The organism is Streptomyces sp. NPDC043176 (genome assembly GCF_056436715.1).
In genome coordinates this window covers 66,904-80,312 of record NZ_JBWKCA010000027.1, presented here as the reverse complement: position 1 = coordinate 80,312, position 13,409 = coordinate 66,904, and the positions used below count along the sequence as shown (strand labels likewise).

General features: G+C 73.0%; 14 protein-coding genes. 7 read left to right on the top strand and 7 right to left on the bottom strand.

Annotated features, from left to right (window positions below):
- Positions 1–29: 29 nt before the first annotated feature.
- Both AC067A_RS32410 and AC067A_RS32405 read right to left on the bottom strand, forming a co-directional pair.
- The gene (locus AC067A_RS32410; RefSeq protein ID WP_479246482.1) at positions 30–1,346 is read right to left on the bottom strand and encodes a dicarboxylate/amino acid:cation symporter; all 1,317 of its coding nucleotides are present in this window, start codon (positions 1,344–1,346) and stop codon (positions 30–32) included.
- Between the two features lie 368 nt (positions 1,347–1,714).
- Positions 1,715–1,981: a DUF4229 domain-containing protein gene (locus tag AC067A_RS32405; RefSeq protein ID WP_479246480.1), complete on the bottom strand. Its 267-nt coding sequence runs from the start codon at positions 1,979–1,981 to the stop codon at positions 1,715–1,717.
- 164 nt (positions 1,982–2,145) lie between these two features.
- Between AC067A_RS32405 and AC067A_RS32400 the strand changes: the two genes are divergently transcribed.
- Positions 2,146–2,679, top strand: coding sequence for an N-acetyltransferase family protein (locus AC067A_RS32400; RefSeq protein ID WP_479246478.1), 534 nt, complete (start codon positions 2,146–2,148; stop codon positions 2,677–2,679).
- Between the two features lie 81 nt (positions 2,680–2,760).
- Here the strand turns inward: AC067A_RS32400 and mqnE are convergent, their stop codons facing one another.
- A complete protein-coding gene (gene mqnE / locus AC067A_RS32395; RefSeq protein WP_376484722.1) occupies positions 2,761–3,924 on the bottom strand; it encodes an aminofutalosine synthase MqnE in 1,164 nt (387 codons plus the stop codon).
- Positions 3,925–3,972: 48 nt separating this feature from the next.
- Complete coding sequence (locus AC067A_RS32390; RefSeq protein ID WP_017241016.1) at positions 3,973–4,428, bottom strand: Lrp/AsnC family transcriptional regulator; 456 nt, start codon at positions 4,426–4,428, stop codon at positions 3,973–3,975.
- Positions 4,429–4,540: 112 nt separating this feature from the next.
- Between AC067A_RS32390 and AC067A_RS32385 the strand changes: the two genes are divergently transcribed.
- Positions 4,541–4,678 carry a hypothetical protein gene (locus tag AC067A_RS32385; RefSeq protein ID WP_189806327.1) on the top strand — a complete coding sequence of 46 codons (138 nt, stop codon included), beginning with the start codon at positions 4,541–4,543 and terminating at the stop codon, positions 4,676–4,678.
- Here AC067A_RS32385 and AC067A_RS32380 read toward each other — a convergent pair.
- Positions 4,675–5,358 carry a UbiX family flavin prenyltransferase gene (locus AC067A_RS32380; protein WP_479246476.1) on the bottom strand — a complete coding sequence of 228 codons (684 nt, stop codon included), beginning with the start codon at positions 5,356–5,358 and terminating at the stop codon, positions 4,675–4,677. The genes AC067A_RS32385 and AC067A_RS32380 overlap by 4 nt on opposite strands.
- 184 nt (positions 5,359–5,542) lie before the next feature.
- Positions 5,543–6,814, bottom strand: coding sequence for a carboxylate--amine ligase (locus AC067A_RS32375; protein WP_479246474.1), 1,272 nt, complete (start codon positions 6,812–6,814; stop codon positions 5,543–5,545).
- A 121-nt stretch (positions 6,815–6,935) separates the two neighbouring features.
- On the opposite strand from AC067A_RS32375, the gene AC067A_RS32370 reads away from it, so the two are divergent.
- The 5 genes from AC067A_RS32370 to AC067A_RS32350 are packed head-to-tail and all read left to right on the top strand — an operon-like array spanning position 6,936 to position 12,378.
- Positions 6,936–7,979, top strand: coding sequence for a phosphotransferase family protein (locus tag AC067A_RS32370; RefSeq protein ID WP_479246473.1), 1,044 nt, complete (start codon positions 6,936–6,938; stop codon positions 7,977–7,979).
- Positions 7,976–9,817: a glycosyltransferase gene (locus tag AC067A_RS32365; RefSeq protein WP_479246472.1), complete on the top strand. Its 1,842-nt coding sequence runs from the start codon at positions 7,976–7,978 to the stop codon at positions 9,815–9,817. The genes AC067A_RS32370 and AC067A_RS32365 overlap by 4 nt, the downstream gene beginning before the upstream one ends.
- A complete protein-coding gene (locus tag AC067A_RS32360; RefSeq protein ID WP_479246471.1) occupies positions 9,814–10,233 on the top strand; it encodes a hypothetical protein in 420 nt (139 codons plus the stop codon). The genes AC067A_RS32365 and AC067A_RS32360 overlap by 4 nt, the downstream gene beginning before the upstream one ends.
- A complete protein-coding gene (locus tag AC067A_RS32355) occupies positions 10,233–11,480 on the top strand; it encodes an FAD-dependent oxidoreductase (protein WP_479246469.1) in 1,248 nt (415 codons plus the stop codon). Before AC067A_RS32360 ends, AC067A_RS32355 begins: the two co-directional genes overlap by 1 nt.
- A gap of 13 nt (positions 11,481–11,493) precedes the next feature.
- Complete coding sequence (locus AC067A_RS32350) at positions 11,494–12,378, top strand: glycoside hydrolase family 16 protein (protein WP_479246468.1); 885 nt, start codon at positions 11,494–11,496, stop codon at positions 12,376–12,378.
- Positions 12,379–12,519: 141 nt separating this feature from the next.
- Here AC067A_RS32350 and AC067A_RS32345 read toward each other — a convergent pair whose 3' ends face one another.
- Positions 12,520–13,356, bottom strand: a complete 837-nt coding sequence (locus tag AC067A_RS32345) for a polysaccharide deacetylase family protein (protein WP_479246466.1) — start codon at positions 13,354–13,356, stop codon at positions 12,520–12,522.
- Positions 13,357–13,409 lie beyond the last annotated feature (53 nt).

Sequence of the window (13,409 nt, the reverse complement as noted above, 5' to 3'; positions counted from 1 at the left end):
GGGCACGCGGCGGTGTGCGAACGGGGCCGTCAGGCGGCGAGCACAGGCTCGGGCTCCGCCTCGTCGACCGGGGAGGCCGAGGCGTTCTCGTACGCGGTGTGGTCGAGGATCTTCTCGCGGGCGGAGACGATGACCGGGACCAGGGCCTGGCCCGCCACGTTGGTCGCGGTGCGCATCATGTCGAGGATCGGGTCGATCGCCATGAGCAGGCCGACGCCCTCCAGCGGGAGGCCGAGGGTGGAGAGGGTCAGGGTGAGCATGACCGTCGCGCCGGTGAGGCCGGCGGTGGCCGCCGAGCCGATGACGGAGACGAAGGCGATCAGCAGGTAGTCGCCGATGCCGAGCTGCACGTCGAAGATCTGCGCGATGAAGATCGCGGCGAGCGCCGGGTAGATCGCGGCGCAGCCGTCCATCTTGGTGGTGGCGCCGAACGGGACGGCGAAGGAGGCGTACTCCTTCGGGACGCCGAGGCGCTCGGTGACCTTCTGGGTGACCGGCATGGTGCCGACCGAGGAGCGGGAGACGAAGGCCAGCTGGATGGCCGGCCAGGCGCCCTTGTAGAAGTGCAGCGGGTTGACCTTGGCGACCGTGGCGAGCAGCAGCGGGTAGACGCCGAAGAGGACCAGGGCGCAGCCGACGTAGACGTCGGCGGTGAAGGTCGCGTACTTGCCGATCAGGTCCCAGCCGTAGTCGGCGATGGCGAAGCCGATGAGGCCGACGGTGCCGAGCGGGGCGAGGCGGATGACCCACCACAGGGCCTTCTGCAGCAGCTCGAGGATCGACTCGGAGAGGGTGAGGATCGGCTTGGCGCGGTCGCCGAGCTTGAGGGCGGCGATGCCGGCGACGGCGGCCATGAAGACGATCTGGAGGACGTTCAGCTCGGTGAACGGGGTGATGACGTCCGTCGGGACGATGCCGGTGAGGAAGTCGATCCAGGAGCCCTCGCGCTTCGGCAGCTTGCCGTCCTGCGGGGTGAGGCCGGTGCCGGAGCCCGGGTTGGTGACCAGGCCGATCGCGAGGCCGATGGCGACCGCGATCAGCGAGGTGATCATGAACCAGAGCAGGGTGCGGGTGGCGAGCCTGGCGGCGTTGTTCACCTTCCGCAGGTTGGTGATCGAGACCAGGATCGCGAAGAAGACGAGCGGGGCGACCGCCAGCTTGAGCAGCTGGACGAAGATGTCGCCGACCTGGCCGAGGGTCTCCTTCAGCCAGGAGACGTCCTGGCTGCGGGCGACCCAGCCGAGCAGGGCGCCGAGGACCAGACCGGCGATGATCTGGGCCCAGAAGGGGACCTTCGGTATGCGGGACGAGGGCTTGGCCTCAGGCGCGTTCGCGGGCGCGGACACAGACACACTCCACAGGTGCGTATAGGGACATACGAGGACGGGGGTGCGGCACACACGCGCCGGAGCGCGGGCCGCTGCATGATGCCGGATCAGAGCACGCGGCAACAGACCGCGGACATACAGCGGCAGAGATCGACGTGCAGGCGCGCCACGAGCGGGATGCTCGCGGCATGAGAGGGGCGCACTGCTGTCGTCATGTCGAACACGTTAACACTTGAACTTTGAGAACCTCAAAGCTGTTCTTTGGGGTACGGGGACCCCTTTTCGCCTCCGAAACGCAGAACACCCCAGGCGGGAGCCTTGGAAGGCCCTACCCGGGGTGGATGTCTGTGAGGAAGCTTACGCAGCTTTTACGCGGCCGTGGTGCGCTACAGCGCGTCCTCCTGGGACCGGTTCGCGGCCAGCCGGCCCTTCGCGCGGTCGACCTTCGCCACGACCTCGGCGCTCGCCTCGTCGCGCACCTTGCGCAGGAGGACGAAGCTGAGCGGGGCGGAGATGACGATGGCGAGGACGAGGACCCAGAGCAGGTTCGAGTCGCCGAGACCGCGCGGCAGCACGCCGGCGTAGACGAGACCCCACAGGGCGAGGAAGCATCCGGCGAAGATGCCGAGACGCATCAGCGTGTAGCGGAGCATGTCAGCCCACTCTTCCGTTCCGACGTTCCGAAAAGTTCCCAAGATCCCTTACGGGACCGGCGCCCCTCCAGTGAAGCACGGGGAGGGGCGCTCGCCGGGAGCGGGGGCCGCACGGAGGCCGCGACCTCTTGAGCGCCGGACGAAGTAATAGATAACATACGCTCATGACCCTTACCTTCGAGGTGGACCCGGCCGTCGATCCCGCCCTGCGCGAGGGCGTCCTCGCGCTCTGGGCCGACGTCACCGACGCGGGCGGCGCGGTCGGCTTCGTCGCCCCCGTCACGCCCGACGAGATCCGCCCGGCACTGCTCAGGCACCTCGTCGCGATGACCGAGGGCCGCACCCGGCTCCTCGTCGGCCGCGACGAGGACGGCGAGATCGCCGCCACGGCCTTCTTCACCTTCAACACCCACCCGCTGATGGGTCACTGGGTGTGGCTCTACACGGTGATGGTCCACCCCCGCCACCAGGGCAAGGGGTACGGCCTCGACCTCATGGCGGCGGCCGAGCGGGCCGCCCGTACCGCCGACGGCTTCGAGGGGATCGAGGCGATCCGCCTCACCTGCCGGGGCGGCCTCGGCCTGGAGGGCTTCTACGCCCGCGCGGGCTACAAGGAGGTCGGCCGCGTCCCCGGAGCGATCCGGGTCGCCCCGGGCGACGACCGCGACGACGTCGTCATGCTGCTGCCCCTGACGTGACCGGGCCGGTGGTCCCGTTCGACGCGGAGGAACGGAGAAGGGCCGGCGGGGTCCTCCCGCCGGCCCTTCTCCTCGTACGCGTCAGAAACGCATCGCCTGCGGGGTCTCGCGGCGGTCGGCGTCCGGACCGGGGTACTCGCGGATGATCTCGTAGCGGGTGTTGCGCTCGACGGGGCGGAAGCCGGCGTCGCGGATCAGTTCCAGCAGGTCCTCGCGGCCCAGCTTGTTCGGGGTGCCGTAGTTGTCGGCGTCGTGCGTGATCTTGTACTCGACGACCGAGCCGTCCATGTCGTCGGCGCCGTGCTGGAGCGCGAGCTGCGCGGTCTGGACGCCGTGCATGACCCAGAAGACCTTGACGTGCGGCACGTTGTCGAAGAGCAGCCGGGAGACCGCGAAGGTCTTCAGGGCCTCGGCCCCGGTCGCCATCGTGGTGCGCGCCTGGAGCTTGTTGCGGACCTTGCCGTCCTGCATGTCGACGAAGTCGTGCTGGTAGCGCAGCGGGATGAAGACCTGGAAGCCGCCGGTCTCGTCCTGGAGCTCACGCAGCCGCAGCACGTGGTCCACGCGGTGGCGCGGCTCCTCGATGTGCCCGTACAGCATGGTCGAGGGGGTCTTGAGCCCCTTCTCGTGGGCGAGCCGGTGGATCCGGGACCAGTCCTCCCAGTGGGTGCGGTGGTCCACGATGTGCTGCCGGACCTCCCAGTCGAAGATCTCGGCGCCGCCGCCGGTCAGGGACTCCAGACCGGCCTCGATCAGCTCGTCGAGGATGTCGGAGGCGGACATCCCGGAGATCGTCTCGAAGTGGTGGATCTCGGTGGCCGTGAACGCCTTGAGGGAGACGTTCGGCAGGGCCTTCTTGAGCTCGGAGAGGGAGCGCGGGTAGTAGCGCCACGGCAGGTTCGGGTGCAGCCCGTTGACGATGTGGAGCTCGGTGAGGTTCTCGTTCTCCATCGCCTTCGCGAGGCGCACGGCCTCCTCGATGCGCATGGTGTACGCGTCCTTCTCGCCCGGCTTGCGCTGGAAGGAGCAGTACGCGCAGGAGGCGGTGCAGACGTTGGTCATGTTCAGATGCCGGTTGACATTGAAGTGGACCACGTCGCCGTTCTTGCGGGTCCGGACCTCGTGGGCCAGACCGCCGAGCCAGGCGAGGTCGTCGGACTCGTACAGGGCGATGCCGTCCTCACGGCTCAGCCGCTCACCGTCCCGGACCTTCTGCTCCAGCTCACGCTTGAGCCCCGCGTCCATGCGGCCGCCTCCCTTTATCTCCGAAACCAAGGCTTCCCCACCGTACTCTCAGCCCTCTTCGGGCAGCTCTCCGACCCGGTTCTCCCACTTGGTGGAGAGCACGATCGTCGTACGCGTGCGGGAGACGCCCTTGGTGCCGGAGAGCCGGCGGATGGTCTTCTCCAGGCCGTCGACGTCGTTGGCGCGGACCTTGAGCATGAACGAGTCGTCGCCGGCGATGAACCAGCAGTCCTCGATCTCGGCGAGGTCCTTCAGCCGGCGGGCCACGTCCTCGTGGTCGGCGGCGTCGGAGAGGGAGATGCCGATCAGGGCGGTGACGCCGAGGCCGAGCGAGGCGGCGTCGACGGTGGCGCGGTAGCCGGTGATGACCCCCGCCGCCTCGAGTCGGTTGATGCGGTCCGTGACCGAAGGGCCGGAGAGCCCGACGAGCCGGCCGAGCTCGGCGTACGAGGCACGGCCGTTCTCACGCAGGGCCTGGATGAGCTGCCTGTCCACGGCGTCCATAGGGAGGAACCTTCCATTGTCCAGCGATACCGCGAGTTTAGGTGTAGAATCTAAGGTACACAGGGACGACACCCTGTGAATCTTTCAGCAGATCAAAGACGATCTTTCAGGAGTGGTGTTCACCGTGTACACGATCGAGATGGCCTACGCACGCATGCGCGAGCTGCAGGACCTGGCCAACCGCTCGCGTGCCCACCAGCCGACCGCCGCCTCGAAGCGCGCCGCGAAGAAGCGCGCCAAGAAGCGCTAATCAGAACGGGAACCTCCACCGAGGTCTCCCTCCCAACGGCGGTACAGCTCGTGCGGCACCCCTGCCGCGTCGAGCACCCGCCCGGCGACGAAGTCCACCAGATCCTGGATGTGCGTCGCCCCCGCGTAGAACGCCGGAGAGGCGGGCAGCACCACGGCGCCCGCCTCGTCCAGCGCCACCATGTGCTTGAGCGTCTGTCCGTTCAGCGGGGTCTCCCGCACGGCGACCACCAGCGGACGCCGTTCCTTCAGCGTCACGCTCGCGACCCGCTGCAGCAGGTCCTTGGAGAGCCCGAGCGCCACTCCCGCCACCGCGGCGGTCGAGGCCGGCACCACCAGCATCCCCTTCGCCGGGTACGAACCCGAGGACGGCCCCGCGGCCAGATCCCCGGCCGCCCAGTACCGCACGTCGTCCAGGCGGTCCGCGACGTCGAAGGTGTCCGGCTTCCCGTCGGCGCCCCGCGCCAGCCAGGCCGCCAGGTCCTCGCGCCAGTGGGCGTCGCGGAAGGAGATCCCCGTCTCGTCGAGCAGCGTGAGCCGCGAGGCCCGCGACACGACGAGGTCGACGCCCTCCCCCGCGGCGAGCAGCCCCCTCAGCACGGCGGCGGCGTACGGCGTACCCGACGCGCCGGAGACCCCCACCACCCAGGGCCGACGACTCTTCTTCTCCTGCGACTCCACGCCCCTGAGCCTATCCGGCCGGGAAAACCCAGGCCGTGGCAAGGCGGCCGACGGAGATCACCGGGCTCCTCCACACCCGGGACGGCGAAGATCACCCGACACCCCCACGCCCGGGACGACGAAGATCACCGGGCGCCTCCACACCCAGGGCGGCGCCGACCGGAGTCCCCGCCCGTCCACGCCCTCAGGCGCGGACCAGGGCCGCCTTCCCGCGTGCCGCGTCCCGGACGCCCGCCGTCCTGGTGCGCACGTCACGGCCGAGGCGGCGGGTGACCGTGCCGAGGAAGCGGACCGCCTCCGCCACGGCCGGCAGCGGGTCCTCCCCGCTGAGCCACGCGCGCTCGGTCTCCACCACCGGCAGCAGGCCCGGCGGCAGCCGGCGCTCCTCCCGCAGCCACGCGGCCACCGACGGCAGGTCGAGATGGCCGGCGACGAAGACCCGCTCATCGACCTGCGGACCCGCCGGCACGTCACGGCCCGTCAGGTCGAGGTGCAGGGCCCGTACGACGTCCACGCCGTCGGTGTTCTCGAAGAGGCGGAACTGGGCGCCGGTCCGCGGGTTGAAGTCCACCAGCTTGTACCGCCCGTCGCGGCCGTCGTAGCGCCAGTCGAGGTCCGCGACCCCGCAGTAGCCGATCCGGCGGCACAGGTCGGCCGCCAGCTCCGCGAGGACGGGGTTGCCCAGGGCCACCGCCCTGGTCGTCACCCCGGCGTGCGGGGGCCAGGAGCGCAGCTTCAGGCCGGTGAACACGGCCAGGGGCGCGCCGCCCGCGCCGCAGCAGAGATGGGCGATCCAGTCCTCGGCGCCCTCCCGCGGGATGTACTCCTGCACGAGGACCGGGGGCAGCTCGCCGGGCGGGAACCGGTCGAGGAGGCCGCGTTCGTCACGGATCGCGGTGGTGCTGCCGACCGCCGGGGTGCGCAGCCGGGTCCACGCGTCGCGGTTCTTGAGGACGACGGGGAAGCCCAGCTCCCGTCCCGCGTCGACGAGTTCGTCGCGGTCGGCGGGCGCCCTGCTGCGGGGCGAACCGACGCCCAGGTCCTCGCAGAGGGCGTGCAGGCTCGCCTTTCCGGCCAGCAGCCGGGGCAGTCCGGCGGGGACGGGGGGCAGCAGGAAGTGCTCGGCGAGGGCGTCGGCGTGCTCGGCGATCAGGATCGCCGCCTCGTCGTCGGTCGGCACCGGGACGCACGGCGTGCCGATGGAGCGGCCGATGGCGAGGAAGGCGGCGAGGAGCGCGTCCGGGCCCTCCAGGCCGGTCGTCGGCCGGACGAACGCGCGGGACAGGTGCCGGGACAGCGCGACCGGGGTCAGCCGGTCCTCGACGACGGCGTGCACGGTGACGCCCGCCCGGCCGAGGGTACGCACCACGCCGAGCCCGCCGTGGTGCTGCGGGTACCTGCCGACCTTGGCGAGCAGAGCGGGCACCGCCGGGTCGAGGGACGGTTCGTCCGGCACGCGCCTCACGGTTCTCCCTTCGCCCGCGCCCCGGTGGGAGGTACGGGCCGACGCCCCCGGGCGTCTTCCCCATTGTCCCATAAGGCAGGAAAACAGGGGGTGTTCTAAAGTTGGTAACGATATGTCCGCCTTGGGGAACGCTCTCCCGCTCAGCACGCCACGGCCCCTGGGAGCACTGGCCGACCGGACCGCGGCGCACGGCATGGTGCGCCACGCGGGATCCTGCGAAGTCACCGTGGTGCCGCGGCGCACCCTGTCCCACGCGAACCTGCTGGTCTTCACGGTGGACTGGGCCGGCACCGGCGTCGTGGTCAAGTACCCCAGGACCGACGGGGCTTCCGAGGCCCTCGCCCTGGAGTGGGACCACCTGCGCGACCTCGCGGCCGACGGGCGCCTCGCCCCGTGGCGGCCGCTCCTGCCCGAAGCCGTCGGCGGCCGGCCGGACGCCGGGCCGCCCCGCCGTCCCCTCGTGCAGACCCGGCTCCCCGGCGTCCCCGCCGGGCCGCTCCTCCCCGGACGCCCCCGTGACCTGCGACGTACCGTCACCGCCGCCCTCCGCCTGCTCGCCGCCCTGCGGGGCGCGACGGGCCGCCGGGAAGCCGCGACGGACCACACCGCCGACTGGGTGCACGAGCAGCTGGCCGTCCTGACCGCCGAGATCGGCCGGGGCCGTCCGGGCGCCGGAGCCGCGGCCCTCGACCCGCTGCGGCGGCGGCTCGACCAGGCCCTCGCCACCGCCGCCCTGACGCGCGGCTGGACCCACGGCGACTTCCACATCGGCAACGTCCTGCTCGACGAGGACCGCACCCGGATCACCGGCGTCTTCGACTGGGGCAACGCCCGCGCCGACGGCCCCGCCGAGATCGACGCGTGCACCTTCGTCCTCGCGACCCGCGAAGCCCTCGGCGGCCCCCCGATGGGACGGCAGGTCGCCGACGCCCTGCGCCGCGGCCGGCTCCCCGGGGCCGACCGCGCACTGCTGTCCGCCCACGGCGTCGACCCGGACAGCGGCGGCGACCCGGCGGCGCTGCCGCTGCTGACCTGGCTCTGGCACGTGTCGGGAAACCTCCGCAAGACCCGGCAGTTCGGCCGCAGCCGCCGCTGGCTGGGCGTCTCGGTCGCCCCCGTCCTGCGGGAGGCGGCCCGCGGCGCAGGAACGCCATGACGGGCGCGCGGGACGGCCCGTACGAGGACACCGCCGCGCCGCCCGCCCCGCGGGACGGACGGACGCGCGGGGCGGCGCCCCCGGCTTCCGCGTCCACCCGCGCCGCCACCGTGCGCCACTGGTCGATACGCGCGGCGCTCCCCCTCTCCCTCGGCCTCTGGCTGCTCTCGCTCCGCTCCGTCCCGCTCGACCGGATGGGCGACCTCGGGCTCCTCCAGGTCCTGCCCGCGCTGTTCTGGATCGCCGCCGCCCTGCTCACCCTCGGCTTCTGCCTCGCCCTGGGCGACCGTCGCACCCACGGCGCCTGGCTGGCCGGCTACGTCCTCGGGCTGATCGCCCTGCTGCACGCCACGCCCACGCTGCTGTACCCGACCCTGCGCTACTCCTGGGCGTGGAAACACCTCGCGGTCGTCGACGCGATGCTGCGCCACGGCGGCGAGGTGCCGAGCGCCGACAAGTTCGCCGTCTACAACGACTGGCCCGGCTTCTTCCAGCTCAACGCCCTGTTCCTGCGGGCCACCGGGCTGGACTCCGCCGTCGGCTACGCCGCCTGGACCCCCGCGGTCGCCAACGCCCTGCTGCTCGCCCCGCTCCTGCTGCTGTACCGGTCCGTGACCCGCGACCGGCGGCTCGTCTGGGGCGGGGTCTGGATCTTCTACAGCTGCTCCTGGGTCGGGCAGGACTACTTCGCGCCGCAGACCTTCGCCTTCCTGCTCTTCATGACCGTGACGGCCCTGCTGTTCCGGCAGCTGCCGACCTCCGCGCTGCCGCGCCCCGATCCGCGCCGGCGGGACGGCTGGCCGCCGGCGCTCCTCGCGGGCGTCGTGGTGCTCGTCGCGGCGATCGTCGTCTCCCACCCGCTCACCCCGCTGATGCTGATCAGCGCGCTCGTCGCGCTGTCGCTGCCGCGCCGCAACCGGCGGGTGGCCCTGCCGCTCCTCGCCGCCACCGTCGTCCTGACCGCCCTCTGGGACGCCACCGTGGCCCGGTCGTACATCTCCGTCCACATCCAGAACCTCGTGCAGTCCCTCGTCCAGCCCGACGAGAACGTGGCCTCGGGGCTCGCCGCGACGGGCAACGCCGCTCCGGGGCAGATCCTGCTGTCCACGGTCGACCGCGGGCTGTCCGCCGTGGTCGTCGTGCTCGCCGTGGCCGCGTTCGTCGTCCGCCGCTGGACCCGGCGCACCGGACTGCCCCTGCTCGCCGTGGCGCCCCTCCCGATGCTCGCCGTCAACGCCTACGGCGGCGAGATGCTCTTCCGGGCCTACCTGTTCGCGCTGCCCGCCGCCGCGTTCCTGGTGGCGGCCCTGCTGCTGCCGCCGACGGCCCGGCACCACCCCGTGCGCACCCTCGCGGTCTACCCCGTGTTCCTGGCCCTGCTCGGCGGCCTGGTCTTCGGCTACTACGGCAAGGAGGCCGTGAACCGGTTCACCCCCGGCGAGGTCGCCGCCGCCCGCTACGTGACCGACCACGCCCCACCGGGCTCGCTGATCGTCACGCTCACCTCCGACGTGCCCGGACTCGACCGGTACTACGACCGGCACCGCAGGATCCAGCTGGCCCACCAGAGCCCCAAGGACACCGAACGGCTGGTGCGGCACCCGCTGGCCGGCGTGAGCGCGTTCCTCTACGGATCCACCGAGGAGCATCCCGCGTACGTCGTGCTCAGCCGCGCCCAGGACATGAACGGCTACCTCACCGGAGCGCTGCCGGCCGACACCTCCCAGCGCCTGGGGTCCGCGATGGCGACCGCCCCGGGCTTCACGCTCGTCTACGCCGACGAGGACGCCACCGTCTACCGCTACGTGACCCCACGACCCGGTGGAGGCACCCCGTGACCCCGCACCGGACGCTCCCCCGCCTGGCGCTCGCCGCCTCGGGATGGGTCGCGCTGCTCGCCTCCACGCTGCCGGAGGCCGCCCCGCTGCGGGTGGCGGTCGTGACGGCGTTCCTGCTCGTCTGCCCCGGCCTCGCGGCCGTCCTCGCGACGCGGTCCGCCGCACCGGCGCACGGCATGCCCCGGTACGCGGTCCTGGAGGCCGCGCTGCTCAGCCTGATGCTCGGTCTCGCCCTGGCGACCCTGGTGGCCGTGGGGCTCTTCCTCGGCGGTGTCTTCACCGCCGCGCGGGGCCTGGTCGTGCTCGCCGCACTGACCTCCGTCCTCGCGCTGCTGCCCCGCCGCCACCGCGCGCGGGAACGGGACGGCGAGGTGCAATCTGGTGGAGGGGGAAGCGGGGGGAGAGGAGGTCCGTGATGGCCCCGGAGCTTGGAGGCACCGGCCGCGGCCGGCTGCCGGTCGTGGTGGTCGGAGCCGGTCCGTACGGGCTGGCCACCGCCGCCTGGCTGGGAGCCGCCGGCGTGACGACGCGCGTCTTCGGCGAACCGATGGACAGCTGGCGGGCCCACATGCCCGACGGCATGTTCCTCAAGTCCGTCCCGACGGCTTCGTCGATCTCCGCCCCCGACGGGCGCCACCGGTTCGCGGACTTCCGCGCCGCCCGGGGCGGACCACCGGTGGGCGACACCTACCCGATCCCCGTCGACGAGTTCATCGCGTACGGCCACTGGTTCCAGAAGGAGCGGGTGCCCGGCGTGGAGCGGACGGCGGTGCGCGAGGTGCGGGCCGCGGACGGCGGGTTCGGCGTCACCCTGGACTCCGGCGAGGAGATCACCGCGGGCTCCGTCGTGATGGCCAGCGGCCTCGTGCCGTACGCCTACCGGCCTCCGGGCCTCGCCCCGCTGTTCCCCGCGGGCCTCGCCTCCCATCCGTGCGACCACGCGGACCTCTCCGCGTTCGCCGGCCGGCGGGTCGCGGTCGTCGGCGCCGGACAGTCGGCGCTGGAGAGCGCCGCCCTGCTGCACGAGGCGGGCGCCCGGCCCACGGTGATCGCCCGCACCTCCTCCCTGCTGTTCGGCACACCCCCCGCGACGGACCTGCCGGAGGAACGCTCCCGGGCGGTCCGGCTGCTCAAGCCGGCCTCCATGCTGGGCCCCGGCTGGTCCCACGTCGCCGTCAGCCGCGGCGCGGGCGCCTACCGCCGGCTGCCGCTCCCGGTGCGCAACCACTTCCTGCGGACCGTGCTCGGCCCCTCCGGCGCCTGGTGGCTGCGGGACCGGGTGGACGGGCGCTTCCCGGTGCTGTGCGGACGCCGGGTGGCGGCGGCCCGGCGGCGGGACGACGACGGGACGGTACGCCTGGAACTGGCGGACACGGCGGGCCGGGCGGCGGAGTCCGTCGACGTCGACCACGTCCTCACCGCCACCGGCTACCGCGTGGACGTGGACCGGCTCGACCTCCTGGAGCCGACTCTGCGGCAGGCGGTGCGCACCCTCCCCGGCGGCCCTCCGGTCCTGTCGGCGGGGTTCGAGTCGTCCGTGCCCGGCCTGTACTTCACGAGCCTCGCCGCGGCCCCCACCTTCGGGCCCGTCCTGCGTTTCGTCTGCGGTACGGACTTCGCCGCCCGCCGGGTCGCGGGCGCGGTCGCGGCCGGGCCGCGGTGACCCCGGGCCCGGCGTGACCCGGGACACGGGCTCCGGCGGGCCGCACCGCCGCCACCGGCGGACGGCCGCGCTGGCACTGGCCTCCGCCCTGCTGGCCCTCACCGCCTGCGGCGGCCCGGCCGGGTCCACCGCGCCCTCGACGACGGTCCCGCCCGCCGTCACCGCCTCGGGTCCGCCGTCCCCGGGCCCCTGGCGGCTCGTCCTGGACGACGGCTTCGACGGCACAGAACTCGACTCCGGGCTGTGGGCGACCTGCTACGACTGGAACAAGGACGGCTGCACGATCAGCAGCAACGACGAGTCCCAGTGGTACCTGCCCGGCCAGGTCTCCGTGCGGGACGGCGAGCTCACCCTCACCGCCGAGCGCCGCCGGACCCGCGCCAGCGACGGCAAGACCTACCCGTGGCGGTCCGGAATGATCTCCACCGGGCGTGACCAGTGGTACGGCGAGCCCCGCCGGACCTTCACCTACGGCTACTTCGAGGCCTCGATCCGCATCCCGGCCGAGGCGGGCATGTTCCCGGCGTTCTGGATGATGCCGGAGTCCCGGTTCACCCCGCCGGAGGTCGACATCATGGAGTTCCTCGACTCCACGACCCGCGTCAACATGTACGTCCACTGGCGCGAGCCCGACGGCGAACGGGCCCGGGAGCGCGGCGAGTACGGGCCTTCCGACTTCTCGGAGCGCTTCCACGTGTTCGGACTGCTGTGGGAGCGCGACGCCCTGGTCTGGTACGTCGACGGCGTCGAGCGGTTCCGCGTCACGGAACCCGGGCGGATCCCCGACGTCCCCATGGAGGTGCTGGTCAACCTGGCCGTGGGCGTGCCCAAGGAACCGCCCGCCGACGTCGACCGGGCCCGGATGCGGGTGGACTGGGTGCGGGTCTGGCAGCGGTGAGGCGGCGACGCGCGGGGCCGGACGGCGGTGCGGCGGCGACATGCGGGCCGGACGGCGGTGCGGCGGCGACGTGCGGGACCGGGCGGCGACGGGACGGCGGCATCCGGGACCGGCAGCGGTGCGGCGGCGGCGCGAAGGGCCTCAGGACAGCGCCTCGTACGGCACGTGCAGCCGCGCCCTCGTCCGCCGGTAGGCCCGCCACCCCCTGGTCCTGACCCCCTCGGGGAACGGCGCCACCGGCGCCCCCGCGCCCCTCGTCCACCGACGGAACCGGTCCCGGTCCGTGTCGGCGCGCAGCATCAGCCGCGCGATGCGCCACGGATCGTCGGCGGCCGAACTGAACGCGTCCCGCACCGCCGCCGCCGACGTCCACCCCGCCTCGCGCACCCGGGAGCGCACCGCACGGGACGAGTAGCCGTGGGGATACGCGAACGCCGTCACCTCGTGCCCGAGCACGTCCGCCAACTCCCTCCCGCACTCCGCCACTTCCTCCCGCACCCGGCCGTCCGGCAGGACGTCGAGCTGCGGATGCGTCCGGGTGTGGCCGCCGATCTCCACCCCTGCCGCGTCGAGTTCACCCAGCTGGCCCCGGCTCAGCATCCGCGAGCCCGGCGGGAACGGCCCGTCCCCCGGGCCGCCGCCCAGCCCGCCCGTGGTGACGTACAGGGTCGCGGGCAGGCCCCACCGCACGAGCAGCGGCAGCACCGTCGCCCGGAAGTCGGCGAAACCGTCGTCGAACGTCAGCACCGCCGCCCGCTCCGGCAGCGGCGCGCCACCGCGCTGCGCCGCCACCAGACGGCGCAACGGCACGACCCTCAGCCCACTGTCGACGATCATGTCCAGCTGCTCGGCGAACGTCCGCGGACTCACCGTGAACGGCGCGATCCACGACGGCGGATCGGCCGCCACGGAGTGGTACAGGAACACCGGCACGGCCCCGGCCACGGGCCCCTCCCGGCCGCCCGGCACGGCGGCCACCCGTCCCTCCCGGCCACCCGCCCCGGCGGTCCGCCCCGTCCGGCCCCCCGCAC